Source organism: Synechococcus sp. MIT S9507 (assembly GCF_047304715.1).
Taxonomy (GTDB): Bacteria; Cyanobacteriota; Cyanobacteriia; order PCC-6307; family Cyanobiaceae; genus Synechococcus_C.
Genome location: NZ_CP138970.1, coordinates 1,262,914 through 1,284,918, shown reverse-complemented (window position 1 = coordinate 1,284,918; position 22,005 = coordinate 1,262,914). Strand labels below are relative to the sequence as shown.

Sequence of the window (22,005 nt, the reverse complement as noted above, 5' to 3'; positions counted from 1 at the left end):
CGGTTTGCTGTCTCTAGCTGCAGCAACAGATGGTGCGTATTCAATCCAATTCAGGTGAGTTGCCTCTTGTTGTTTCCTTGGTCTGAGATTCTTCGTGACCCCGATCGATTGGGGTGATTGATGGACTGGTCGCCAATCCGCGCTGGGGCTCCAGCTCGTTGAGCGCTTTGATGACTCGTCGAGGCTGCCACTGAGCTGTGAAGGCCTCTGCTTCATGCGTGGATACCCTCTCTCTTGGCAGACGTGACTTGTCCACGGGCCAACCGAGCGGCAACACTGCCACAAAATTGGCCTGCCAGTGCTGGATGACATGCACCATTTCATGGGCGAGCAGTCTGCAAACCCTGGGGTCGGTGTCTTGTTGCTCTGCTGCTTGAAGGGTCACGTAACCAGGTTTTCCTGGTAAAGCCGTATACGTACCTGAAGGTTCAGCGGATTCAGGTTGTTGTTTCCACCTGACATCCACGCCCAGCCGGTCAGCCTCAGCTAGCAGGGTGGTGATGCATTTGCCTGGTGGCAGAGCTGGCAAGACGTCCATTGGCCTCCTTTAAGGTTTTTGCAGCTGGGTGGAATGGGTGAGACTTTGTCGCGTCGCGGTTGCGGTTCCTCACTTTTACAAGGAAGGCACTGCAACAACGGGCTATGGCTCGACGCGTGCGGGCACCAGATTTGCACGCCAACTGGCATTGGCTCGCTGTCTGTCCGGGGTGTTGGCGCTCAATCGTCAGCCTCAGGATTTGATACTGAATCATGCTCAGCATGCAATTGAGGTTGCACCAGCTCTCGATGACAGCACCACGCGACTGAAAGGCGTGAAGATAGATCTCCATGTGTTTGTGAATGAAGAGTGTTACTTGCAGGACGTGGTGGAGCAATTCACTGGGCGTTTGACTGTGCATGCATTGGCATTTGACGACCCGCGCTCGTTACCTCTTGCTGCTGCGCAATGGCTTGTGCATCAAACCAAGCAAGTTGCTGATCTTTCTCTTTACTTGGAGGATGATCTTGTGATTCAAGATCCGCGATATGTGGATAAACAGATTTGGTTTACTCAACGCACTGAACATCAATTTGTTCTGATGCCCCATCGACAGGAATACTGCGTTGCAGAGGCACCAATTCGTTTATGTGTTGACGGGCCAACCAAGCCCACTGAGCAACAGCAGCCTGTCTGGAGTGATCAGGAGAAGGAAGTGGCGCGTGGCAGCTTTTGGGATGGCCGATCCGTGGGTTTTGCTGTGGCGAGCAATCCCCATTCCGGCAGTTTCTGTTTGAGCGCAGCTCAACGAAACATGCTTGTGGAGCGCCAGGCGCAGCCCACTGAATTCGTCGGGCCGCTTGAGACGGCGGCCACCGGCACCGTTTTGAAACACTTCCCTGTTCTCAAGCCGATCTGGCGAGACCGTGATTTTCTCTGCCTGGAGCATGGACACCCTTCTTTTCTCGCTCAGGTGGGGGCGTTGCCAATGCGTTCTACCAGCGCTGCGAGAGCAGAGGTGAAAGGGTGAATATGCCACTCCCTGCTGGTTGTTTGCCTCAGTTCCTGGGGCTGGGGGTGCAAAAGGGCGGAACCACCACGTTGCAGCGGTTGCTGGAGCAGCATCCTCAGGTGTGGTTGCCTCCAGATAAGGAGCTGCATTTTTTCAGCTTGCACTATGCGCGTGGTGAGCGCTGGTATGCGGATCGCTTCGCTGAGGCTGCACCAGATCAATGTTGCGGTGATATCACCCCTTATTACATTTTTCACCCCTATGCCCCGCAGCGGATTGCCGAATTACTGCCAGATGCGCGATTGATCGTGTTACTGCGTGATCCTGTGGAGCGTTGTCTATCCCAGTATTTTCATTCCTGCCGCTTGGGTCTCGAACACCTGGGCTTAGAAGAAGCGTTGGCTTCTGAGCAGGATCGCTTGTTGGCTGCTGGCCTCAAGCTGGCTGAACTTGGTGCAACCCATCGCAGCCACCAGGAACACAGTTACCTGGCCCGCAGTCGCTATGAGCAGCAGTTGGCTCGTTATGAGAGGCGGTTCTCGAAAAACCAACTGCTGCTGCTGAAGAGTGAGGATCTGTTTGAGAGGCAGGCTGTTGTTTGGCAGCGTGTTCTGAACTTTCTTGAGTTGGACCCACTTCCTTGTCCTGAGGGAACAACACCGGCCAATGCCGGGCGTGGTGAATCAGCTGATGTTCCCGAGACTTTGAGACTGCGCTTGCGTGAACTGCTTCAGTCGACCTATCGCGTGATGGAAAAGCGCTATGGAATCACCTGGTCAACTTCTTAGAAATCCGCCAACTGAGAGATTCAATTTCGGATCTTCCTGCTGAAGATTCACTTTGATAGTCATTGGATTTTGTTGATATCCGCGCTTACTAACGACGGCTGAGGTCTCCACAAGCCACCATTTTCATCAGTGCGAGCTGACGCGGCACACATTGTTGGAGGCTGTAGTTTTTGAGGATGGTTTGGCGAGCATTGCGGCCCAATGTTTCTGCTAGATCGCGATTGTTGAGCAGTTCAGCAACGCTTTCGGCCAGTCCTTGATGGTCAAAGAAATCAATCAGTAAGCCGTTATGGCCGTGTTTGATGACTTCCTGAACAGGTGCTGTGGCCGATCCCACAATGGCACATTGCGTACTCATTGCTTCCAAAAGACTCCAGCTCAGTACGAATGGATAGGTGAGATACACATGTGCCTTGCTTAATTGCAGGAGTTGCAGGAACTTTTTGTAAGTAAGAGCACCGGTAAAGTGAACCTGCTCTGGATCATATTGGCCATCAATTTCATTTAAAAACTGATTTTTCCATTCGCCATTAGGGCAAGCTGCGCCATAACTGACGCCTTCAGTTTTACCCACAACTACAATCTTTGCTTTTGGGCAAAGGCGTTGTAATTCAGGAATAGCGCGAATGAACGTGTGACAACCTCTATATGGCTCAAGCGTGCGGTTCACAAACGTGATGACTGGTGCATCCGCATTCAGCTCCGTTCCATCAGCAAGTTGCAATGCTTTTGCTGAAGGATTAGGACAGGCGAGCTTTGTATCGATACCATCATGTATCACACTGATGGATTGCTGCCAGTGCTGCGGAAATGTGCTGCATTGAAAGTGTGTCGGGGAGACATTCCAGTCGCTATGTTCTAGCGCTAGGAGGGTTGTGTTGTTTTTGAGGATAACTTTGGATGTGTTTTCGAGAGTCTTGGCTGGTTGTATTTCCGGGTCGAAATTGAGGTCGTACCCCTTAAGAGGGTAATAAAACTCCTGATAGAGAAGGATGGGGCATTGAGGCCAGATTGCTTTCAGGAACAGTGATTCACCCCATCCAGGATGTGCGCAGATGATGTCTGGTGTGAATCCCTTCTTTTTGAGTTTGTAGGCAGCTTGTGCGCACGCTTCTGCTCGGATGATTTTGCTTTCGGTTTCTAACACCAAAGGGTGAATGTCTGTCGTATTGCCTCGATTGATGGGATAACGAAAATATTGCAGATTTTTGCCTAGGTCAACTTCGCTCGGATATGTTCCCAGAGCGATCTGTTTGATGCCTTTGCTCTGCCGTAGCTGATTGATGATGTGTCTGTATTGACCAGGAAAGTTTTGGTGGATATAGAGAATGTTCACGTGAATAATGAAAAGGCAAAAAAAAACACCTCCTGTAGGAGGTGTTTGATTGATCAAAGTAAGTGATCAGATGAAGGTGCCTGCAGCAGTTACTCCAGTCACTGAGGCGACCTGAATAACGAGGTCAGATTGATCGTATTTACCAGCCGCTCCAGTGTTAACCACGATGTAGCTACCGGCCCAGTCAACTGCACCACCAATGGTGACTGATTTAGCTTCACCAACGTTGAAACCGCCCAAGTATTTTGAGAGATCTGCTGACAGACTCGCACCAAGGGTGTTTTTTGTAGGAGTAATCGCCTGATAACCAGTGACTTTGAAGGTTAGGTCGATCTTGTCGGTTCCACCTGCGAAATCAGTAATGGTGTCGTAGCCAGTACTCTTGTTAGACCCGACGTTGGAATCAGAGTTGCCGATGACGAATGTATCGACACCAGCTCCACCGGAGTAAACGTCAGCAGCTTTACCAGCAGTGATTTTGTCGTTTCCAGCACCTCCGGAGATTGTATCTTCACCATTTCTGGTAGTAATGATGTCTGCTCCAGAACCTCCGTCTACATCATCATTGCCCCTGCCAGTGTTGATAGTGTCATTACCATCTCCACCTTCGATCTCATTGTTGCCTGAGCCTTGGGCATCGATGAAATCTGAACCCAGGTCGCCAGATGCAAAAATGTTGGAGTCGGAGTTGAACCTAATAGTGTCATCTCCTTGTCCTCCATAAACCGCACTATCTGTGAAAGCAATAGGAATTATAGTTCCGGCGGAATCCTTTTGCTTAGTGCCATCAGCTTTATACCCAATCAGAATTGTGTCGACACCCTTATTTCCGTAAATAGTGGTTTCGACAGAAGGACCGTTAGTGAAAATTTGGTCGTTACCTTGACCACCGTAAATTTCAGAATCAACAGAATCTCTTATGTCGATGAAATCATTTCCTGTGTTGCCATTGAGTTCGGAGTTGTCGAAGAGACCAATCGCGAACCTGTCGTTACCACCTCGACCGACTACTTCTGACTCGAGAACGACTGTTGCAACAAACTTATCATTTCCATCATTGGCTAAAGTTTCGCCATCAAGAGAGATGTCTGAGAAGGAAATTGGATCCAAAATGCCCAGATCATCATCTCCGCCGCCCATGCGAATTTCGTAGTCCGTGGCGACAGCAGCGGGAACAAGGTCGATGTCTACAAAATCATCACCAGTGTTACCACCGATAAAGACGTTTTCAGTAAGTGTGAAAATTGCAGCTACGTCGGTCCCAGTGGTGCCGACAAGGGAAGTGATGCCGTCGGAGCCGACAACAGTGGAGAAGGCCAATGTTCTACTGAAATTGAAACATGATAATCAGAAGGTCGCTTTTGCGGCCGGTCAACAAAAATATCTGGAAGCTGTGACAGCAACTGAATTGGGCTTTTGCCAACTCCTATTGCTCTTTTCGACTTAGGTGATGTGCAGTTGTGTTGAACGCATCCAAATTCTTAGATCTGTCTCAAGGAATCAGCCTTGTCTTGGAAGCTACCCAGTAACAGTTGGAGATATGTCACTTTACGCAGTTTGATGTTGGCAGTGAGGCTCATCCCTACTTGTAGAGGAAGTTGCTGTCCGCTTTTGATTTTGAGTTGTTGGCTCGAAAGAGTGATCGTTGTGGGGTAGCGGTACTCGTCGCGTTGTTTCTGCTGGTCCGGAGGCAAAGCATCTGAACCGACTGATTTCACGGTGCCTTGTAACACGCCAAAGTCAGTTGAAGGGAATGAATCAATGCTGATGTCTGCAGGCATACCCACCCTCACAAAGCCGATATCCCTGCTGGGCACTTCCACATTGGCCTGGAGCTTGTCGAATGGGACGATTTTCATCACTGTTTCGGTGCTCTGCGCGGCATAGCCGGAAGACCGAGGCTGCAAGTCGAACACCACTCCATCCACAGGCGAGCGCAGGGCTTGGTATTTGAGGGTCACCTCTGCTTCGGTGCGTTGGGCCTGGAGTTGGGAGAGCTCTGACTTCAGCTGCTGGACCCCTTGCTGAAGAATCGCTGTCTGGCGCAATCGTTCCACTTTCACCTGCGACAACCTGCCGCGCACCTCTTCCACCTTGTTGCGTTGCTGTAAAAACTGCAGATCTGAGGATGCTCCCTGGTCTGCAAGAGTCTTAAAACGACTAAGAATTTCATTTTCAAGCTTTAGGTTGCTTTCCAGCATCCTGACTTCTTCATCATTCTGTTCCTGAAAACGTTTGAGTTCGGATAGCTTTAATTTGAGTTGCTCTTCTTTTAGAGAAATATTTTGAACATTGGATTTTAACTGTTGGCTGCTTGTTTCCGTGTCAAGTCTCATCAAGACCTGACCAGCTTTGACTTGGTCGCCATCTTTCACCAGGATTTTTTCGGCAATTCCTCCCACCGGCATCTGTATTTCTTTGACGGCTCCAAGGGGATCGAGTTTGCCAGTGGCCACCACAATTTCTTCAGTTTTCGCGATGCAGAGCCAAGCCACCCCAAAAGCGGTTGTTCCGATCAGCCCCCAGGTGATCGCTTGCATCCATTGCCTTGGTTGCTCAAGCACTGACTCGTCATGGTCTGTACTGTTAACAGCCTGCTCAAGAACGTTCTGCCCGCGTTGAAACCAACTCATCAGCTTGCCTCCTGTTGACGGTAAAGGGCGAAATAACGACCTTTGAGGTCCATTAACTCCTGATGGGTGCCACTCTCAACCAAGGCACCGTTGTGCATCATCAAGATTCGATCAGCGCGCCGAATCGAAGAGAGGCGATGGGTGATAAACAGCACTGTGCTGTTGTTAATCGATTCAAGTAAATTGTTGCAAACACGGCGCTCCGTGTCGTAATCAAGGGCGCTTGTGGCTTCATCCATCACCAGTAATTTCGGTTTGCTCAGGAGTGTTCGAGCAATGGCAATCCGTTGACGTTGTCCACCACTGAGATTGCTTCCACGTTCTCCAACATTGGTGCTGTAGCCACTGGACAGTTGCATGATGAACTCGTGAGCACCTGCCATGCGTGCTGCTTCAACGATGTCATCACTGTCGGCATCAGGTTGTGTAAGGGCAATATTTTCTGAGATTGTTCCGGAAAAAAGCAGTGGATCCTGGGGAACGATGCCGATCTGTCTTCTCAATGAATAAAGTTCAACTTTATCAATGTCGTACTCGTCAACCAATAATCTGCCGGAATTCGGTGCATAAAGCCTTGGAAGTAATTTCACCAATGTACTTTTTCCGCTTCCGCTTTGCCCCACAATTCCAACAAAGCTGTTGGCTTCAATCGACACACTGATGTTTTTGAGAACAGGAGGCGCTGATGGGCTGAAGCTGAAAGTGACATCATCAAAAGTCACTTTTCCATTAATTGGTGGCAAGGGTATTTTTGCCTGATCTGTTTCACTTGATTCCAGGGGTGTATTGATGATGTCGGCCAAACGTTCAAAGCTGACTTTGAGCTCTTGGATGTTTTGCCAGATGGTGGAAAGACGTAGCAGCGGTTGAGTGACGTAGCCACTGATGATCCTGAATGCAATCAGCTGACCCAGCGTCAGTTCACCTTTCAGCACCATTGAGGCGCCAACCCAGAGCACCAGAAGTTGAGACAACTTCTGCAGCACCTGGCTGGCCTGGGTGACGGCTGTTCCAGTGATCGTTTTTTCGTAGGTGCGGGCGATGTAGCGGCTGTAAAGCTCCTGCCATTTCCAGCGGCTCACCATTTCCACGTTTTGTGCTTTCACGGTCTGAACACCCGTGAGCACTTCGACTAGATGACTCTGGGTTTTGGCGTTTTCCTCAGCGGCCTGACGGAATTGACGGCGGAACAAAGGCGCCCCGAGCAGGGTGAGGCCCACCTGAATGGGCAGCACCGCCAATGCAACCAGGGTGAGAACCCAGCTGTAAAGAGCCATCACGACGATATAAATCACTGAAAACAGGGCATCGAGAATTGTTGTGAGTGCCTGGCCTGTAAGGAAATTGCGAATTTTCTCCAGCTCGGCGATGCGTGTTCCCAGTTCGCCCACAGGCCGCCTGTCGAAATAGCCCAAAGGCAGGCGAAGCAGGTGGTCGATCACCTCAGCGCCAAGGCGTTGATCAATCCGATTGGTGGTTTCGGCGAACAGGAATGTTTTCAAACTGCCCAGGACCCCTTCAAGCAGGGTCACAGCAACGAGAGCGACTCCGAGCACCTGAAGAGTGTCGAGACTGCGCTGATTGATCACCTTGTCGATGATGACCTGGATCAGAAGCGGATTGGCCAAGCCAAACAGCTGCACCACGAAGCTGGCCACAAATACCTGCGCCAGTACGCCGCGATAACGACGCAGCACCGGCAAAAACCAGGTGAAGCCAAAGGTTTGATCGGGAGTGCTGTGGGAGCGATCCACCAACAGAATCTCAAAACCCTCGGGGAAACGATCGGAGATTTGCTCTGGAGTCACCGTGATTTCACCGTCTCTTGGCGAGGCGAGCAGCAGACCATTGCTGCTGCTGCCAATCACCAGTACAAAGCCTCCATCCCATTGCATCAGCGACGGGGTTTTCAGGCGCGTGGATTCGCTGGCGGGTACGCGGGCCGCCACCACATGCAGGCCGAGCCCTGCTGCCAGTTGTCCGCAGATCTGCAGATTGGGTTTCTGGTCGCGCCGCACCACGTCGCGCAACACTTTCTCGATCGAATCCCTGCGGAAGGGAAGATTCATCACCGCCGCCATCATCTGGAAGCAGGCCATCGTTTCCTGCAAAGGGCCCTGACCGCGCACTAGGCGGAATTTGCCAGAACCCGGGTTGCCGCTCTGGTGCAGGCCGCTGGCGGCAGGCCGATCAGGAGCATTTTCCAGCGTCAGCAACTCTTGCTTGCTCTCCTCCAGGATTTCAGGATTCACCGCCGATGCTGTCCCCTCTCCAGCGATGGCTTCAGCCAGAACCTGCGGCACCGCAATCAGGCGCGGCTTGAAAGGGGACATCCCTGGGGGCAGTGGATCGCCAGGATTGATGGCAACACCATGTTTGGTGGGGTTGGTGTGATCAAGTGCATACACATTGAGGCCATCTGTCTCAGCCTGTTGGCGGGCTTGATCGGTGTGTTCGAGGAGTTTGGATTGCTCTGAAAGGGCCTTGAGCCAGCGCAACAGGGACCCGTCGCTTTGGGCCGATCGTTGTTGAATCGCCTGAATCAGTGCAGCCAGTTCTGCGGGCCAGAGCGATCGTTGGCACCAAGTCCGAAAGCTTTCTTCGTTGCGATAGAGATCTGCGATGCACTGGTCTGGAATGGCCAGTGCTGTTGATTCCGTGGACGCACTCACCTCTTCACAGGCCAAGCCGCGCAACAGCGATGCAAGGCCCACTGCGAAACCCGATCCCATTTTTGCCAGGGTGACCAGCTGACCCTTCTCTCGGCCGAGCAAGCGTGCCTGGCCATTGACAAGAAACACCACGTTGGCAGGCAACGTGGAGGCATCAGTGATGGTCTGGCCGATGCGGTAGCGCAGCAGTTTGGCGCTTTGATTTACCTTGTCCAGCCCATCCTGGCTTAAACCTCGAAAGGCCGGATGCTGTTGGAGCGCTGCGATGGGAGTCGTGGTCATAGGTGTTTGCAGCGGCAGAGACGCGCAGACTCCTCATCAAAGTGGGCAATCATTATTGATTGTTCCTTGCTCATCAGTCCTGGAGCCGGGGTAACTTGCTCATCCGGCTGTCAGTGGCTTCACGAACCCAGATGTCAAACAGCTCTTGCGACATCTTCTGAGCCATTTCAGGGCTGAAGCTGGCCGGGGTGTAGCTCTCAAGCCGGGTGACCAGCCACCATTCATCGATTCGGAAAGGCTCATTGAGAACCCCTGGCGAGCTGGTCCGCAGGCATTCAGCCAGTTGGGGATGTGCTTGTGTTAACGGCACAGGTCCTACGATTCCCTTGGTGGTGCGTTCAGGTCCCTGGGCATGGGCGGCTGCCAAGTCAGCGAAATTGGCTTCCCTGTTGGCGATCCGCAGATATAACTCTCTCGCCAAGGCGGCGTCTTTCACCCTGAGCAGGCTGTAGACAACCTGATCCAGTTGATTTTTTCGGGTGAGAAAGTGGGCTTCGGCTTTGGCCTGGAAGTCTGTCTCGCAGTGCTTCTGAATCCGATAAGGCCTGAGGATCTGATGCTCAAGATCCTCGGGGGTGATGCCCAGCTGGGCGCAATAGGCATCGATGGCCTCAGGGCTTTGCAAGCGATTGCGTTGGTTAAAGCTCTCGCGCGCCTGCTTTTGCTCGTCTTCACTCAGGTTTGCATCACCCACGGCTTCATCAATCACCTGCCGTTCCACCAGGGTGCGCAGCAGGTTGTGCCGCCTCAACAAGGCGATGCCTTCGGCGTTAAGTGCGTTGATGGAGAGGGTCATGGCGGCAGTGTATCGATCGGGTTTGGGCTTTTTCACGAACTCTCCCCTTGCTCTCAGTAATCTGAGCCGCAGAAGATTTGGCGATTTCCATGCTCAAGCTCCTGCTGGGTGACCCCAATGCCCGCAAGCTGAAGCGCTATCAGCCGATCGTCTCAGACATCAATTTGTTGGAAGAGGAGGTTGCCCCACTCAGCGACGACGAATTGCGCGCCAAGACCACAGCGTTTCAGCAGCGTCTCGCTGAGGCAGGCAGCCTTGAGAACCAGCGTCCGATTCTCGATGAGATCTTGCCGGAGGCCTTCGCTGTGGTACGCGAAGCCGCCAAGCGGGTACTGGGTATGCGTCATTTTGATGTGCAACTCATCGGTGGCATGGTCCTGCATGAGGGTCAGATCGGTGAGATGAAAACCGGCGAGGGCAAAACCCTTGTGGCGACATTGCCCAGTTACCTCAACGCGCTCACCGGTCGCGGTGTTCATGTGGTCACGGTGAACGACTATCTGGCGCGTCGTGATGCCGAGTGGATGGGCCAGGTGCACCGTTTCCTGGGCCTCTCTGTGGGTTTGATCCAGCAGGACATGGCTCCAGCTGAGCGGCGCATGAACTACGGCTGCGATATCACTTATGCCACCAATTCCGAGCTGGGTTTTGATTACCTTCGCGACAACATGGCGGCGGATATCAGTGAAGTGGTTCAACGCCAGTTTCAGTACTGCGTGATTGATGAGGTTGATTCAATTCTGATTGATGAGGCCCGCACGCCTTTGATCATTTCCGGTCAGGTCGAGCGTCCTCAGGAGAAATATCAGAAAGCTGCTGAGGTGGCAGCAGCCCTGCAGCGCGCTGCTGAGATGGGCAAAGACGGCATCGACCCTGAGGGTGATTACGAGGTGGATGAGAAGCAGCGCAGCTGCACCCTCACCGATGAAGGCTTTGCCAAGGCAGAAGAGATGATCGGCGTCAGCGATCTCTTTGATCCTCAGGATCCCTGGGCTCACTACATCACCAATGCGCTCAAGGCCAAAGACCTGTTCACCCGCGACGTGAACTACATCGTGCGTGAAGGCGAAGCGGTGATCGTTGATGAGTTCACGGGCCGCGTGATGCCTGGTCGCCGCTGGAGTGATGGTCAGCACCAGGCGATTGAAGCCAAGGAGCAACTGGCGGTTCAGCCGGAAACCCAGACCCTGGCCTCGATCACCTACCAGAATTTCTTTCTGCTCTATCCGCGCTTGGCTGGCATGACCGGCACGGCCAAGACCGAGGAAACCGAGTTCGAAAAGACCTACAAGCTCGAAACCACCATCGTGCCCACCAACCGCGTTCGTGCACGTCAGGATTGGGTTGACCAGGTTTACAAGACCGAAAAGGCCAAATGGCGTGCGGTGGCTCAGGAGACCGCCGAAGTGCATCAACAGGGCCGGCCCGTGTTGGTGGGTACAACGAGCGTGGAGAAGAGTGAGCTGCTCAGCTCCCTGCTGGCGGAACAGAACATCCCTCACAACCTTCTCAATGCCAAGCCGGAAAATGTGGAGCGTGAGGCGGAGATTGTGGCTCAGGCCGGTCGTTCCGGCGCCGTCACCATCGCCACCAACATGGCCGGTCGCGGCACCGACATCATCCTTGGTGGCAACAGCGACTACATGGCACGTCTGAAGTTGCGGGAAGTGCTGCTGCCCCGGCTCGTGCGGCCGGAAGACGGTCATCGTCCGCCGGTGCCGTTGCAACGCTCCACCGATGGCGGTGATGGCTTCGCTGACACAGCAGCTCCAGCTTCCGGGCCCCATGGCAGTGCCCCCAGCGAAGCGAAAGCGATCGGCAGCCTCTATCCCTGTCAGCTCACCGACGCCACCGATCAGGCTCTTGCCGAGCTCGCCAGAGAGTTGGTCAAGGTCTGGGGTGACCGTGCCCTGAGCGTGATCGAGCTGGAGGACAGGATTGCGACCGCTGCTGAAAAGGCCCCCACCGATGATCCACAGATCGCTGCGTTGCGGGCTGCGATCGCCATGGTGAAGGCTGAATACGACGAGGTGGTGAAGCAGGAAGAGGGCCGGGTCCGGGAGTCGGGAGGCCTGCATGTGATCGGCACCGAGCGCCATGAATCACGCCGTGTTGACAACCAGCTGCGCGGCCGGGCCGGCCGTCAGGGCGACCCGGGCTCAACCCGCTTTTTCCTCTCACTGGGCGACAACCTGTTGCGCATTTTCGGCGGTGAGCGGGTGGCAGGCCTGATGAATGCGTTTCGTGTTGAAGAGGATATGCCGATTGAATCCGGCATGCTCACCCGTTCCCTGGAGGGAGCTCAGAAGAAGGTCGAGACTTACTACTACGACATTCGCAAACAGGTGTTTGAGTATGACGAGGTCATGAACAATCAGCGCAAGGCGGTGTATTCGGAACGCAGGCGCGTGCTGGATGGCCGCGAGCTCAAGAAGCAGGTGGTTGGCTACGGCGAGCGCACCATGAATGAGATTGTTGAGGCCTATGTGAACCCGGATCTGCCACCGGAAGAATGGGACGTTGCCCAGCTGGTCAGCAAAGTTCAGGAGTTTGTTTATCTGCTTGAAGATCTCAAGCCAGACCAGCTTCAGGGTTTGTCGATGGAGGAGCTCAAGGCCTTCCTGCAGGAGCAGTTGCGTAATGCCTACGACCTCAAGGAAGGCCAGATTGAGCAGCAGCGTCCTGGATTGATGCGCGAGGCGGAGCGGTTCTTCATTCTTCAGCAGATCGATACGCTCTGGCGAGAGCATCTACAAGCGATGGATGCGTTGCGTGAATCCGTTGGCCTGCGCGGTTATGGACAGAAAGATCCCCTGATTGAATATAAAAATGAGGGCTACGACATGTTCCTGGACATGATGACCAATATGCGCCGGAATGTGATTTATTCCATGTTCATGTTCCAGCCGGCTCCGCCGCAATCGCAGCCACAGCCGCAGTCGGTTTGAGCAGAATCAGGGGATACAAATTTATTTTTCATCGGTTTCAGTCGCCGAGGAATTCAAGAATTTCTCGGTCCTTGAGATTCTGTGCCTCCCCACTGTGGATCTCTCCCAGTGAGCGACCGCTCGAGACGACCACGGTCTTGAGATTCTCCTGAAGACTTCTGACCTGGCCTTCCAGCTGATCAATCCGCTCCATCAGATTGCGGATCACGCTGGCTTCCGCATCAGGCAGAGCTGAATGGGCCAATGGGTTGATCCGTGCACCGCTTTGATGAATCACTCGTCCAGGGATACCCACAACGGTGCAGTCAGCTTCCACATTGCGCACCACTACTGAACCGGCGCCCACGCGAGTGTTGGCGCCCACTTCAATGGCTCCGAGCACTTTGGCGCCGGCTCCGATCACAACGTTGGTGCCCAGTGTTGGGTGGCGTTTGCCGAGGTCCTTGCCTGTGCCTCCCAGGGTGACCCCCTGATAAAGCAGACAACGGTCTCCCACCTTGGCGGTTTCACCGATGACCACGCCCATGCCGTGGTCGATGAACACCCCATGACCGATCGTGGCACCAGGGTGAATCTCCACACCGGTAAGACCGCGTCCCAGCTGGCTCAGCAGTCTTGCCGGCAGCTTCAGGGGCAGGCGTGAGCGCCAGAGCCGATGGCTCAGTCTGTGCAGGGTCAGTGCCTGGAAGCCTGGGTAGCAGAGCAGGATCTCCAATGCTCCGCGTGCTGCCGGGTCTCGTTCACGGATGATCGCCAGGTCGGCCCGGATGTGATTGAACATGCCTTGGAGCCGCAACCTCAACGCGTGAGAGCACCATTTTGACAGTTGGCTTTCATCAGCCGCTTTGCAGGCCGATTTCCTTGCGCAGCAGCTCAATGGTGTCACCGCTGAGATAGCTCTCGGCGCAATGCACCTGCGGCATGCGCATTAGTTGAGATCGATTCTGGCGAAGGCTCTGTTCCACCAGAGGCAGGCTCGGGCGGTCGCAGAGCACGTGACTGGAAGCCCGCAGCAGCGCCAGCAGCCGGCTGCCGACATCGGGAGTGGCCGTCATCAGCAGCAGCTCGTTGCCTCGCATGCTGTGCAGGATCACTTCCGCGGCGCGCAGGATGCCCGGGCTGATGCTGACGAGGCCCACACAGCTGCCCTGTCGAAGTTCCTTAAGCATGGCCAGCTCTTCTCGGAAATCATTGAGGTCCACGGCAACGGCTCTCACGCCGTGTTTCTTGGCCAGCTCCTCGATGGGCTGAAGGAAGTAGCGGCTGGTCACCACGGTGCCGTTGCTGGCACTCTCCAGCACGCTCTCTAGTTCCTCCATCGGCACCACTTCCACAGGAACGTCGAGATTCGGCTCAAGCTCCTCTGTGATCAGCATTGAGGCTCCGATGTCTTCTCTCGGTGTGCTGACCAGCACCCGGGCGCCGCAGCGCAGACGCCAGTCGATTTCGCGGGTCAGCAGATCCCTTGTCTGTTGGAGAGTGCAGCCCGCATTCAGGAGACCGTCCACGCACTTACGCACTTCTCGGTCGAGGTCAGTGACCCCGCGGTTGCGCATGCTGATCGGTGTTCGGATTTCGCGGGGCTTCTGCTGGTCGCGCACGTAAATGCCAGAGCCGGCCATGGCTTCCACGACGCCGTCTGTTTCAAGCTGGCGATACACCTTGCTGATCGTGTTGCGGTGCAGGCCGGTCTGCATCGCCAGTTGACGGGTGCTGGGAAGACGGTGGCCGGGCGGGTAATGCCGTGCTGCTATCGCAAAACAGATCTGGTTGTAAAGCTGGGTCGATGCCGGGATGTCGCTTTCCTGTTGGATGTGGAATCGCACGCCGGTGGGGTCAGATCAAGATGCGGCCACCTTAAGGACTCAGCGGTGCGGTGACAATTGCCTTGCTGGTCAGTGTCCCTATGCCAATTGCCGTAACTCACAGCGGCATCAGTCATTTCCATTGTTTCTACCGGATGTTTCTCAACTCCCAGGTGTGGCTTCAAGCACGCACTCGTTGACTAGAGAAGGGTGAATGTGGTTTCAGCCAGCGGAAAATCGGTCCTTGATTCAGATTCAGCTCAAAATGTTTGCTCGATTGTCTGATCAGCCGTGATGATTTGAACGCATTCGCTTTGCCCTGATCCCCAGCACTCCTGTCGCCAAAGGTCGAAGCTCAGCCGTTACCAGCGGGTTTGCCAACTTGTCTGGTGGCCGCGGCTCGTGGCGGTGCAGTGATGGTGCGAACCGCTTTGTTGGCTGCTTCCTCTTTTTCGTCTTGCTTGGCCAGAGGCGTTTTGCGCGGCGTGAGGAACATGATCATGTTGCGGCCTTCACGCTTGGGCGGCTGCTGAATCTCGGCTGGCTCTTCGAGATCCTTGGCCATGCGCCTGAGCAGTACCTCAGCCAGAGCGGTGTGCTGAATCTCTCGGCCTCGGAAGATCACGGTGCATTTCACCTTGTCACCGGCCTTGAGAAAACGCTGAGCCTGGCCGATCCGCACGTCATAATCGTGCTGATCAATTTTGTATCGCATCTTGACTTCCTTAACTTCTGTTTGATGCGATTTTTTCTTGGCTTCTTTGGCCTTTTTCTCTTGTTCGAATTTGTATTTGCCGTAATCCATGATCCGGCAAACCGGAGGATCAGCTTTTTCGCTGACCAGAACAAGATCCAATTCCCGTTCTTTGGCCACTGATAACGCTTCTTCCCGATCAATCACTCCAAGCTGGGTGCCGTCTGCATCGACCACGCGAAGCTGTGGGTAGCTGATGCGGTCGTTGATGTTGGGGAGCTCCCTGACAGGAGCACGGCGGTCAAAACGGGGACGTGGTGGCATTCAGTGATGAAGAGGCTGCCGGAGAACAGTCAGGGCCCGGCGGGGTTTCACGACTCACCCTAGACCGGCTTCGATCTGCTGACTGGCTTCGTTGAACGGATCGATATCACTCAACCAGTGGGGTTGGTGTTGACGTCTGAACCAGGTGCGCTGGCGCTTGGCGAATTGTTGCGTGCGTTTGGTGGTAGATGAGGTGGCGCTGGCTCGATCTAGCTGGCCTTCCAACACCTGCAGTGCCTCTCCATAGCCGATGGTTTGCAGCATGGGCAGGCCAGCCCCGTACTGCTGCTTCAGTCGCTTGGTCTCTTCAATGAGCCCTTGCTCATAGAGCAGTTGGGTGCGCTGGTTGATGCGCTGGCGCAGATTCGCTGGATTGAGGCCCAGTTCCAGAACGCGCCACGGAGGCGGGCTGGCACTGGTCTGAGAGCTCATCGGCCTGCCGGTGGCATAGAGAACCTCCAGAGCGCGTTGGGTACGCACTGCATCGGCTGCTGCGATTTTCCTGCCTGACTCTGGATCTGCATCCACCAGCAACTGATGACAGGCTTCCTGGCCGATCGTTGTGAGTTGCTCGCGCAATGCCGGCTGAGGTGCAACCGAGGGTGGCTGCAACCCAGCAGTCAGCGCCTTGAGATACAGGCCGCTGCCCCCCACCAGAAAAGCGGCACCGCGTTGTTCCAGGCAGCGGTTGATCGCTGCCAGCGCTTCTTCCTGAAATTCGCGCAGGGTGATCGGCTGATCAGGCGCGCGCAGATCGAGCAGATGATGCGGCACCCGCGCTCTCTGTTCCGGGGTGGGTTTCGCGGTGCCCACATCCATTCCCGTGTAGAGCTGCCGTGAGTCGATGTTGAGAATCTCCAGCTCAAAGCGCTCCGCAAGCTCGAGGGCCAGAGCCGTTTTGCCGCTGGCGGTGGGCCCGAGCAACACCACCACCAGTGGTGGGAGCTGTGCTGATACTGGCGCTGCCGATGGGCTGAGGTCAGACATGGAGCGGGATAGGGGGGTGCACCCCCTGAAAGAATGACGTCTCAGAGGCCTCTGCAAGCGCCTCTGGCAAGCCGGTGGTAGATTCAGCCTGACAGGAAGCCTGGCCGATCCAAATCGCATGAGCGAAGCCGCGAAAGTACAGGCGGCCTATGGCGCCGAACAGATCCAGGTTCTTGAGGGGCTTGAGCCCGTTCGCAAGCGCCCCGGCATGTACATCGGCTCCACGGGGCCGAGGGGACTGCATCATCTGGTTTACGAGGTTGTTGATAACTCGGTGGATGAGGCCCTGGCAGGCCATTGCACTGAAATCCAGGTTGTTCTCGCCCAAGACGGATCCGCTTGCATCTCCGATAACGGACGCGGCATTCCCACCGATGTCCACCCCCGCACCGGCAAGAGTGCTCTTGAAACTGTGCTCACCGTGCTCCACGCCGGCGGCAAGTTCGGTGCCGGTGGTTACAAGGTTTCAGGCGGTTTGCACGGTGTCGGCGTGTCTGTCGTCAACGCTCTGAGTGAATGGGTGGAAGTCACCGTTCGTCGACAGGCCAAGGTGCACCGTCAGCGCTTTGAGCGTGGTGCGCCCATAGGCAGCCTGCAGTCTGAAGACCAGCCAGCCGCTGAGAATGGCCTCACAGGCACCAGTGTGTGCTTCAAGCCCGATATTGAAATTTTCACTGTCGGTATCGATTTTGATTACGCCACGTTGTCAGCAAGATTGCGTGAACTCGCTTACCTCAATGGAGGAGTGCGGATTGTGTTCCGCGATGAGCGTGAAGCGGCTTTGGATGCCGAGGGAAATCCCCACGAAGAAGTCTATTTTTACGAAGGCGGCATCAAGGAGTATGTCGCTTATATGAATGCTGAAAAAGATGCATTGCATCCCGAAATCATTTACGTGAACGCTGAAAAAGATGGCGTTTCGATTGAAGCGGCATTGCAGTGGTGCGTTGATGCCTATTCCGACAGCATCCTTGGTTTCGCCAACAACATCCGCACAGTGGATGGCGGCACACATATTGAAGGTTTGAAAACCGTTCTTACACGCACACTCAATACCTTTGCGCGTAAGCGCGGCAAACGTAAAGAGGCTGACAGCAATCTCGCCGGAGAAAACATTCGCGAGGGGCTGACTGCGGTGTTGTCAGTCAAGGTGCCTGAGCCCGAATTCGAGGGTCAGACCAAAACGAAGCTGGGCAACACGGAAGTTCGCGGCATCGTCGATAATCTCGTTGGTGAGGCGTTGAGTCAGTACCTGGAATTCAATCCGGGTGTGATCGATATGATTCTCGAGAAGGCTATCCAAGCCTTCAATGCTGCAGAAGCAGCTCGCCGCGCGCGCGAGTTGGTACGGCGTAAGAGCGTGTTGGAAAGTTCAACATTGCCTGGCAAATTGGCGGATTGCAGTTCCCGCGACCCTGCTGAATCCGAGATCTACATTGTTGAGGGAGATTCTGCCGGTGGCTCCGCCAAGCAGGGTCGCGATCGTCGTTTTCAGGCCATTCTTCCCTTGAGGGGCAAGATCCTCAATATTGAGAAAACTGATGATGCCAAGATTTACAAAAACACTGAGATTCAGGCTCTGATCACTGCTTTAGGTCTTGGCATCAAGGGTGAAGATTTTGATGCCAAGAATCTGCGTTACCACCGAGTTGTGATCATGACCGATGCTGATGTGGACGGTGCACATATTCGTACCCTGATCCTGACCTTTTTCTATCGATATCAGAAAGAGTTGGTGGAGGGTGGCTACATCTACATTGCATGTCCGCCGCTCTACAAAGTTGAGCGCGGCAAAAAACATTCCTATTGCTACAACGAGCAGCAATTGCAATCAACATTGGATGGTTTCGGTGAAAAGGCCAACTACAACATCCAGCGATTCAAGGGTCTTGGTGAAATGATGCCCCAGCAACTCTGGGAAACCACCATGGATCCTTCCACCCGCACAATGAAGCGGGTTGAAGTTGAAGATGCACTGGAAGCTGATCGTATCTTCACGATTCTGATGGGCGACAAAGTGGCGCCACGTCGTGAGTTCATCGAAACCCACAGCGCTGAGCTCGACATGTCAGCACTTGATATCTGAATGAACCACTCCGCAACGGTGATGCTGCGCTGGGGCTGGTTGCTCGGTGTGTCGTTGTTCGGCCCTGTCGCTTTACCGGCTGGTGGAGCGGAGCGTCGCTTGCCCCAGATCCGTCGCCAGCAGGGCAACGGTCCCCTGCTCAGTGGCAGCAACTGCCTGCTCCACTCCAGTCCGCTGGTTGCAGCTCCCGCTTTGCGCCGACTTGAGATCGGCACACCGCTGCAGCTGTTGCGACGCTGGCGCAGTGAAGATGGCAGTGACTGGATCCAGGTTCAGGTTGCCTCCGGGTCTGGGCTGTCTGCCTCTGTCGATCAGCAGCGAGGTTGGATTCATCACTGAGTTCAGTCTCTATCAGGCGCTGATGGTCGGACTCGGTGCCATCCCAGGGGCCTGGCTGCGCCTCAGGGTGGTCAATCACTTTGAGCCGTTGCTCCCGCGCAAGCACTGGGGAACCTTTGCCGTGAATCTTGTCGCTGCATTCTCCCTGGGTCTGGTTCTGGGCCTGCAGCGTGCGGGCCGTTGCGGTAGTTCCGATGGAGCCTCGGTGTTGTTTTTGTTGGTTGGAACGGGCTTTTTTGGCAGCCTGAGCACCTTCTCCACCTTTGCAGTGGAGGTCCTCGTCACGTTGCGTGAACGCCGCTGGGGCGAAGCCGTCTTGCTTGCCGCTGGTTCTGTGATCGCTGGTCTTCTGGTTGCTGGCGCAGGGTACGGGCTGGGGATGAGCGATGCCTGAGCAGTCCCCTTCTTTGCGAAAGGAGCTTGAGGAGCTTTTGTGGGTTGGCCTTGGAGCCGTCCCAGGGGCGTTGTTGCGCTGGCAGTTCGGTGTGCTGTTGCAGGATCGAGACGTGCTGGTCAATGTGCTCGGATCACTGATCCTGGGCCTGCTGCTGGGCCTGCCCTACCGGCCCAGGGTTCAGCTGCTTATTGGTATCGGCTTCTGTGGGTCGTTGACCACATTCAGCAGCTGGATGGTGAGCAGCGTGGATCTGATTGCTTCCGGTCTGCCGCTAGCAGCTTTTGGCTTAATTGGCTTGACGCTGGGGCTGGGCCTTGGTGGCGCAGCCCTTGGGTTATGGATTGGCCGCAGCCTTTGCGCGCTGGCGATCAAGCGTTCAGAGCCGCCTCGATAGCGCTGTTGAGATCAGCGTCTTCAGGAGCCACCCCGCTCTTGTAACGATTGAGCACGGTGCCGTCCTTGCCGACCAGGAATTTCTCAAAATTCCAGGCCACATCTCCGGCAGGTTCCGTTTGATTGAGCGTGGTGTACGGCTCAGTGGTGCTGCCTGTGGCGTGCACCTTGTCAAACAGTTCGAAGCTGGCGCCGTAGGTGGTTGAACAGAAGCTCTTGATTTCATCGAGGCTTCCTGGCTCCTGGCCTCCGAAGTCGTTGCAGGGAAATCCCAGCACGCAAAGGCCCTGTGCGCCGTACTTATCCTGCAGGGCCTGAAGACCGGCGTATTGCTTGGTGTAGCCGCAGCGGCTTGCCACATTCACGATCAGCAAAACCTTGCCGGCGTAGGCCCCAAGTGATTTCTCGCTGCCGTCGGGGGTGCGCACGGAAACGCTGCTGATGCTGGTGGCCATGGCTTTCGATGTCGAATGGCGCAGACGATAACTGTCTTGCATCGGCATACACTTGGATGCGCTGGTGACGGGGCATGGATCAGGCACCGGACTCCAGTGAAAGCGTCGCTTTGAGCGACGTTCCTTCCCACCAGTTGGTCGTGGAAGTGGTTGCTCGTCAGCTCGAGTCGATGCTGAGCGTGGGCAATTACGACGGCGTCAAGCTGCTGCTTGCACCGGTGCAGCCAGTCGATGTGGCCGAGGCGATTGGCAGCCTGCCTCGCACCATGCAGGCGCTTGCGTTTCGTTTGCTCGGTAAGGACGAGGCGATCGAGGTATATGAATATCTGGAGCCGCCGATTCAGCAGAGCCTTTTGGAACGCCTGCGTTCCGGCGAGGTGCTGGAACTGGTCGAGGAGATGTCACCCGATGATCGGGTGCGTCTGTTTGATGAACTGCCGGCCAAGGTGGTGCGTCGTCTGTTGACGGAGCTCAGTCCGGTGGAGCGTCGTGTGACGGCTCAGCTGCTTGGGTACGCCAGTGAGACGGCCGGTCGTCTGATGACAACGGAATACATCGATTTAAAGGAGGTTCAAAGCGCTGCCGAGGCACTCACCATCGTGCGACGTCGTGCACGTGAAACGGAAACGATCTACAGCCTTTATGTCACCGATGGCCAGCGCCATCTCACTGGGATCTTGTCGTTGCGGGATCTCGTCACAGCCGATCCTGAGGACAGGATCGGCAATGTGATGACGAGGGATGTCGTGAGCGTCAACACCGATACCGATCAGGAAGAGGTGGCTCGGGCGATCCAGCGGTATGACTTTCTGGCTGTGCCGGTGGTGGATCGCGAGCGTCGTCTGGTGGGCATCGTCACCGTGGATGACGTGATTGACGTGATCGAGCAGGAGGCCACCCGCGATCTCTATGCCGCAGGTGCTGTGGAAGCCGGTGATGAAGACGATTACTTCCAGAGCAATCTGTTCACTGTTGCCCGGCGCCGGGTTGTGTGGCTGTCGGTGTTGGTTCTGGCCAGCTTTGTCACTTCGGAGGTCATTGCACTGAATGAAGAGGTGCTCAAGGAGGTGGTGCTTCTGGCTGCTTTCATTCCGCTGCTGGCCGGAACCGGCGGCAACGTTGGCGCCCAGAGTTCCACCGTGGTCATCCGTGGCTTGAGCACACAGAGCATCACCTCTCTTGGCCAGTTCAGAGCAGTGGCTCGTGAAGCGACAGCCGGGCTGTTGCTTGGTCTGTTGATGATGCTGCTGGTGGTTCCTTTTGCCTGGTGGCGAGGTCAGAGCCCTTTGGTGGGGTTGTCGGTCGGAACCAGCTTGTTGACGATCACAACCCTTGCGGCGACTGCCGGTGCGGCGTTTCCTCTGATGTTCAACCGTCTGGGCTGGGACCCGGCGCTGATGTCCACACCGTTCATCACCACCTGCACGGATGTGGTGGGCACCTTCATTTACCTGAAAACAGCGGAGTGGTTGTTGGTGAACATGCCCCAGCTGCTGGCAAGCACAGGTATTTCTACCCAATTACTCGCCGCTGTTCATTTCTGAGAGGACGTTTACGTTTCTTAGGAGTACTCTTTACAC

At 55.1% G+C, this 22,005-nt stretch carries 19 protein-coding genes; 8 read left to right on the top strand and 11 right to left on the bottom strand.

Annotated elements, in window-relative coordinates:
• Positions 1-40: 40 nt before the first annotated feature.
• Complete coding sequence (locus tag SIB83_RS06805; RefSeq protein ID WP_413747176.1) at positions 41-538, bottom strand: hypothetical protein; 498 nt, start codon at positions 536-538, stop codon at positions 41-43.
• A 37-nt stretch (positions 539-575) separates the two neighbouring features.
• On the opposite strand from SIB83_RS06805, the gene SIB83_RS06800 reads away from it, so the two are divergent.
• Both SIB83_RS06800 and SIB83_RS06795 read left to right on the top strand, forming a co-directional pair.
• Complete coding sequence (locus SIB83_RS06800; RefSeq protein WP_413747175.1) at positions 576-1,508, top strand: hypothetical protein; 933 nt, start codon at positions 576-578, stop codon at positions 1,506-1,508.
• 2 nt (positions 1,509-1,510) lie between these two features.
• Positions 1,511-2,278: a sulfotransferase family protein gene (locus tag SIB83_RS06795; protein WP_413747174.1), complete on the top strand. Its 768-nt coding sequence runs from the start codon at positions 1,511-1,513 to the stop codon at positions 2,276-2,278.
• Between the two features lie 88 nt (positions 2,279-2,366).
• Here SIB83_RS06795 and SIB83_RS06790 read toward each other — a convergent pair whose 3' ends face one another.
• From SIB83_RS06790 to SIB83_RS06770, 5 genes are all read right to left on the bottom strand, one after another.
• Positions 2,367-3,614 carry a glycosyltransferase family 4 protein gene (locus SIB83_RS06790; RefSeq protein WP_413747173.1) on the bottom strand — a complete coding sequence of 416 codons (1,248 nt, stop codon included), beginning with the start codon at positions 3,612-3,614 and terminating at the stop codon, positions 2,367-2,369.
• A gap of 66 nt (positions 3,615-3,680) precedes the next feature.
• Positions 3,681-4,934, bottom strand: coding sequence for a calcium-binding protein (locus SIB83_RS06785; protein ID WP_413747172.1), 1,254 nt, complete (start codon positions 4,932-4,934; stop codon positions 3,681-3,683).
• A 161-nt stretch (positions 4,935-5,095) separates the two neighbouring features.
• A complete protein-coding gene (locus SIB83_RS06780; RefSeq protein WP_413747171.1) occupies positions 5,096-6,247 on the bottom strand; it encodes an HlyD family secretion protein in 1,152 nt (383 codons plus the stop codon).
• Entirely contained in the window at positions 6,247-9,201 is a 2,955-nt protein-coding gene (locus SIB83_RS06775) for an ABC transporter transmembrane domain-containing protein (RefSeq protein WP_413747170.1), read from the bottom strand. The genes SIB83_RS06780 and SIB83_RS06775 overlap by 1 nt, the downstream gene beginning before the upstream one ends.
• Before the next feature lie 73 nt (positions 9,202-9,274).
• The gene (locus SIB83_RS06770; RefSeq protein ID WP_413747169.1) at positions 9,275-9,997 is read right to left on the bottom strand and encodes a peptidylprolyl isomerase; all 723 of its coding nucleotides are present in this window, start codon (positions 9,995-9,997) and stop codon (positions 9,275-9,277) included.
• A gap of 89 nt (positions 9,998-10,086) precedes the next feature.
• Here SIB83_RS06770 and secA point away from each other — a divergent pair, with 89 nt between their 5' ends.
• Positions 10,087-12,945, top strand: coding sequence for a preprotein translocase subunit SecA (secA, locus tag SIB83_RS06765; protein WP_413747168.1), 2,859 nt, complete (start codon positions 10,087-10,089; stop codon positions 12,943-12,945).
• 37 nt (positions 12,946-12,982) lie between these two features.
• On the opposite strand, the gene cysE is transcribed toward secA, so the two are convergent.
• The 4 genes from cysE to miaA form a co-directional block, all read right to left on the bottom strand.
• Entirely contained in the window at positions 12,983-13,771 is a 789-nt protein-coding gene (cysE, locus tag SIB83_RS06760; RefSeq protein WP_413747313.1) for a serine O-acetyltransferase, read from the bottom strand.
• Positions 13,772-13,781: 10 nt separating this feature from the next.
• Positions 13,782-14,771: a GntR family transcriptional regulator gene (locus SIB83_RS06755; protein WP_413747167.1), complete on the bottom strand. Its 990-nt coding sequence runs from the start codon at positions 14,769-14,771 to the stop codon at positions 13,782-13,784.
• Between the two features lie 334 nt (positions 14,772-15,105).
• Entirely contained in the window at positions 15,106-15,768 is a 663-nt protein-coding gene (gene infC / locus SIB83_RS06750) for a translation initiation factor IF-3 (protein ID WP_413747166.1), read from the bottom strand.
• 54 nt (positions 15,769-15,822) lie between these two features.
• Positions 15,823-16,755, bottom strand: coding sequence for a tRNA (adenosine(37)-N6)-dimethylallyltransferase MiaA (gene miaA, locus SIB83_RS06745; RefSeq protein WP_413747165.1), 933 nt, complete (start codon positions 16,753-16,755; stop codon positions 15,823-15,825).
• A gap of 118 nt (positions 16,756-16,873) precedes the next feature.
• Between miaA and gyrB the strand changes: the two genes are divergently transcribed.
• The 4 genes from gyrB to SIB83_RS06725 are packed head-to-tail and all read left to right on the top strand — an operon-like array spanning position 16,874 to position 19,971.
• Positions 16,874-18,841, top strand: coding sequence for a DNA topoisomerase (ATP-hydrolyzing) subunit B (gyrB, locus tag SIB83_RS06740; RefSeq protein WP_413747164.1), 1,968 nt, complete (start codon positions 16,874-16,876; stop codon positions 18,839-18,841).
• The gene (locus SIB83_RS06735; RefSeq protein WP_413404463.1) at positions 18,842-19,180 is read left to right on the top strand and encodes an SH3 domain-containing protein; all 339 of its coding nucleotides are present in this window, start codon (positions 18,842-18,844) and stop codon (positions 19,178-19,180) included.
• Positions 19,181-19,202: 22 nt separating this feature from the next.
• On the top strand, positions 19,203-19,574 hold the full coding sequence (locus tag SIB83_RS06730; RefSeq protein WP_413747312.1) for a fluoride efflux transporter FluC: 372 nt from the start codon (positions 19,203-19,205) through the stop codon (positions 19,572-19,574).
• Complete coding sequence (locus tag SIB83_RS06725; RefSeq protein ID WP_413747163.1) at positions 19,567-19,971, top strand: fluoride efflux transporter FluC; 405 nt, start codon at positions 19,567-19,569, stop codon at positions 19,969-19,971. The genes SIB83_RS06730 and SIB83_RS06725 overlap by 8 nt, the downstream gene beginning before the upstream one ends.
• Here SIB83_RS06725 and SIB83_RS06720 read toward each other — a convergent pair.
• Positions 19,946-20,425 (bottom strand): glutathione peroxidase, encoded by a 480-nt coding sequence (locus tag SIB83_RS06720; protein WP_413404459.1) that lies wholly within the window; start codon positions 20,423-20,425, stop codon positions 19,946-19,948. The genes SIB83_RS06725 and SIB83_RS06720 overlap by 26 nt on opposite strands.
• A gap of 74 nt (positions 20,426-20,499) precedes the next feature.
• Here SIB83_RS06720 and mgtE point away from each other — a divergent pair, with 74 nt between their 5' ends.
• Positions 20,500-21,969, top strand: a complete 1,470-nt coding sequence (mgtE, locus tag SIB83_RS06715) for a magnesium transporter (RefSeq protein WP_413747162.1) — start codon at positions 20,500-20,502, stop codon at positions 21,967-21,969.
• The last annotated feature ends 36 nt before the right edge of the window (positions 21,970-22,005 follow it).

Coding starts and splice junctions, on each gene's coding strand:
- SIB83_RS06805 (WP_413747176.1), bottom strand. CDS start 538: ATGGACGTCTTGCCAGCTCTGCCACCAGGCAAATGCATCACCACCCTG.
- SIB83_RS06780 (WP_413747171.1), bottom strand. CDS start 6,247: ATGAGTTGGTTTCAACGCGGGCAGAACGTTCTTGAGCAGGCTGTTAAC.
- mgtE (WP_413747162.1), top strand. CDS start 20,500: ATGGATCAGGCACCGGACTCCAGTGAAAGCGTCGCTTTGAGCGACGTT.
- infC (WP_413747166.1), bottom strand. CDS start 15,768: ATGCCACCACGTCCCCGTTTTGACCGCCGTGCTCCTGTCAGGGAGCTC.
- gyrB (WP_413747164.1), top strand. CDS start 16,874: ATGAGCGAAGCCGCGAAAGTACAGGCGGCCTATGGCGCCGAACAGATC.
- SIB83_RS06730 (WP_413747312.1), top strand. CDS start 19,203: ATGGTCGGACTCGGTGCCATCCCAGGGGCCTGGCTGCGCCTCAGGGTG.
- SIB83_RS06725 (WP_413747163.1), top strand. CDS start 19,567: ATGCCTGAGCAGTCCCCTTCTTTGCGAAAGGAGCTTGAGGAGCTTTTG.
- SIB83_RS06735 (WP_413404463.1), top strand. CDS start 18,842: ATGAACCACTCCGCAACGGTGATGCTGCGCTGGGGCTGGTTGCTCGGT.
- SIB83_RS06795 (WP_413747174.1), top strand. CDS start 1,511: ATGCCACTCCCTGCTGGTTGTTTGCCTCAGTTCCTGGGGCTGGGGGTG.
- SIB83_RS06720 (WP_413404459.1), bottom strand. CDS start 20,425: ATGGCCACCAGCATCAGCAGCGTTTCCGTGCGCACCCCCGACGGCAGC.
- SIB83_RS06775 (WP_413747170.1), bottom strand. CDS start 9,201: ATGACCACGACTCCCATCGCAGCGCTCCAACAGCATCCGGCCTTTCGA.
- SIB83_RS06770 (WP_413747169.1), bottom strand. CDS start 9,997: ATGACCCTCTCCATCAACGCACTTAACGCCGAAGGCATCGCCTTGTTG.
- secA (WP_413747168.1), top strand. CDS start 10,087: ATGCTCAAGCTCCTGCTGGGTGACCCCAATGCCCGCAAGCTGAAGCGC.
- miaA (WP_413747165.1), bottom strand. CDS start 16,755: ATGTCTGACCTCAGCCCATCGGCAGCGCCAGTATCAGCACAGCTCCCA.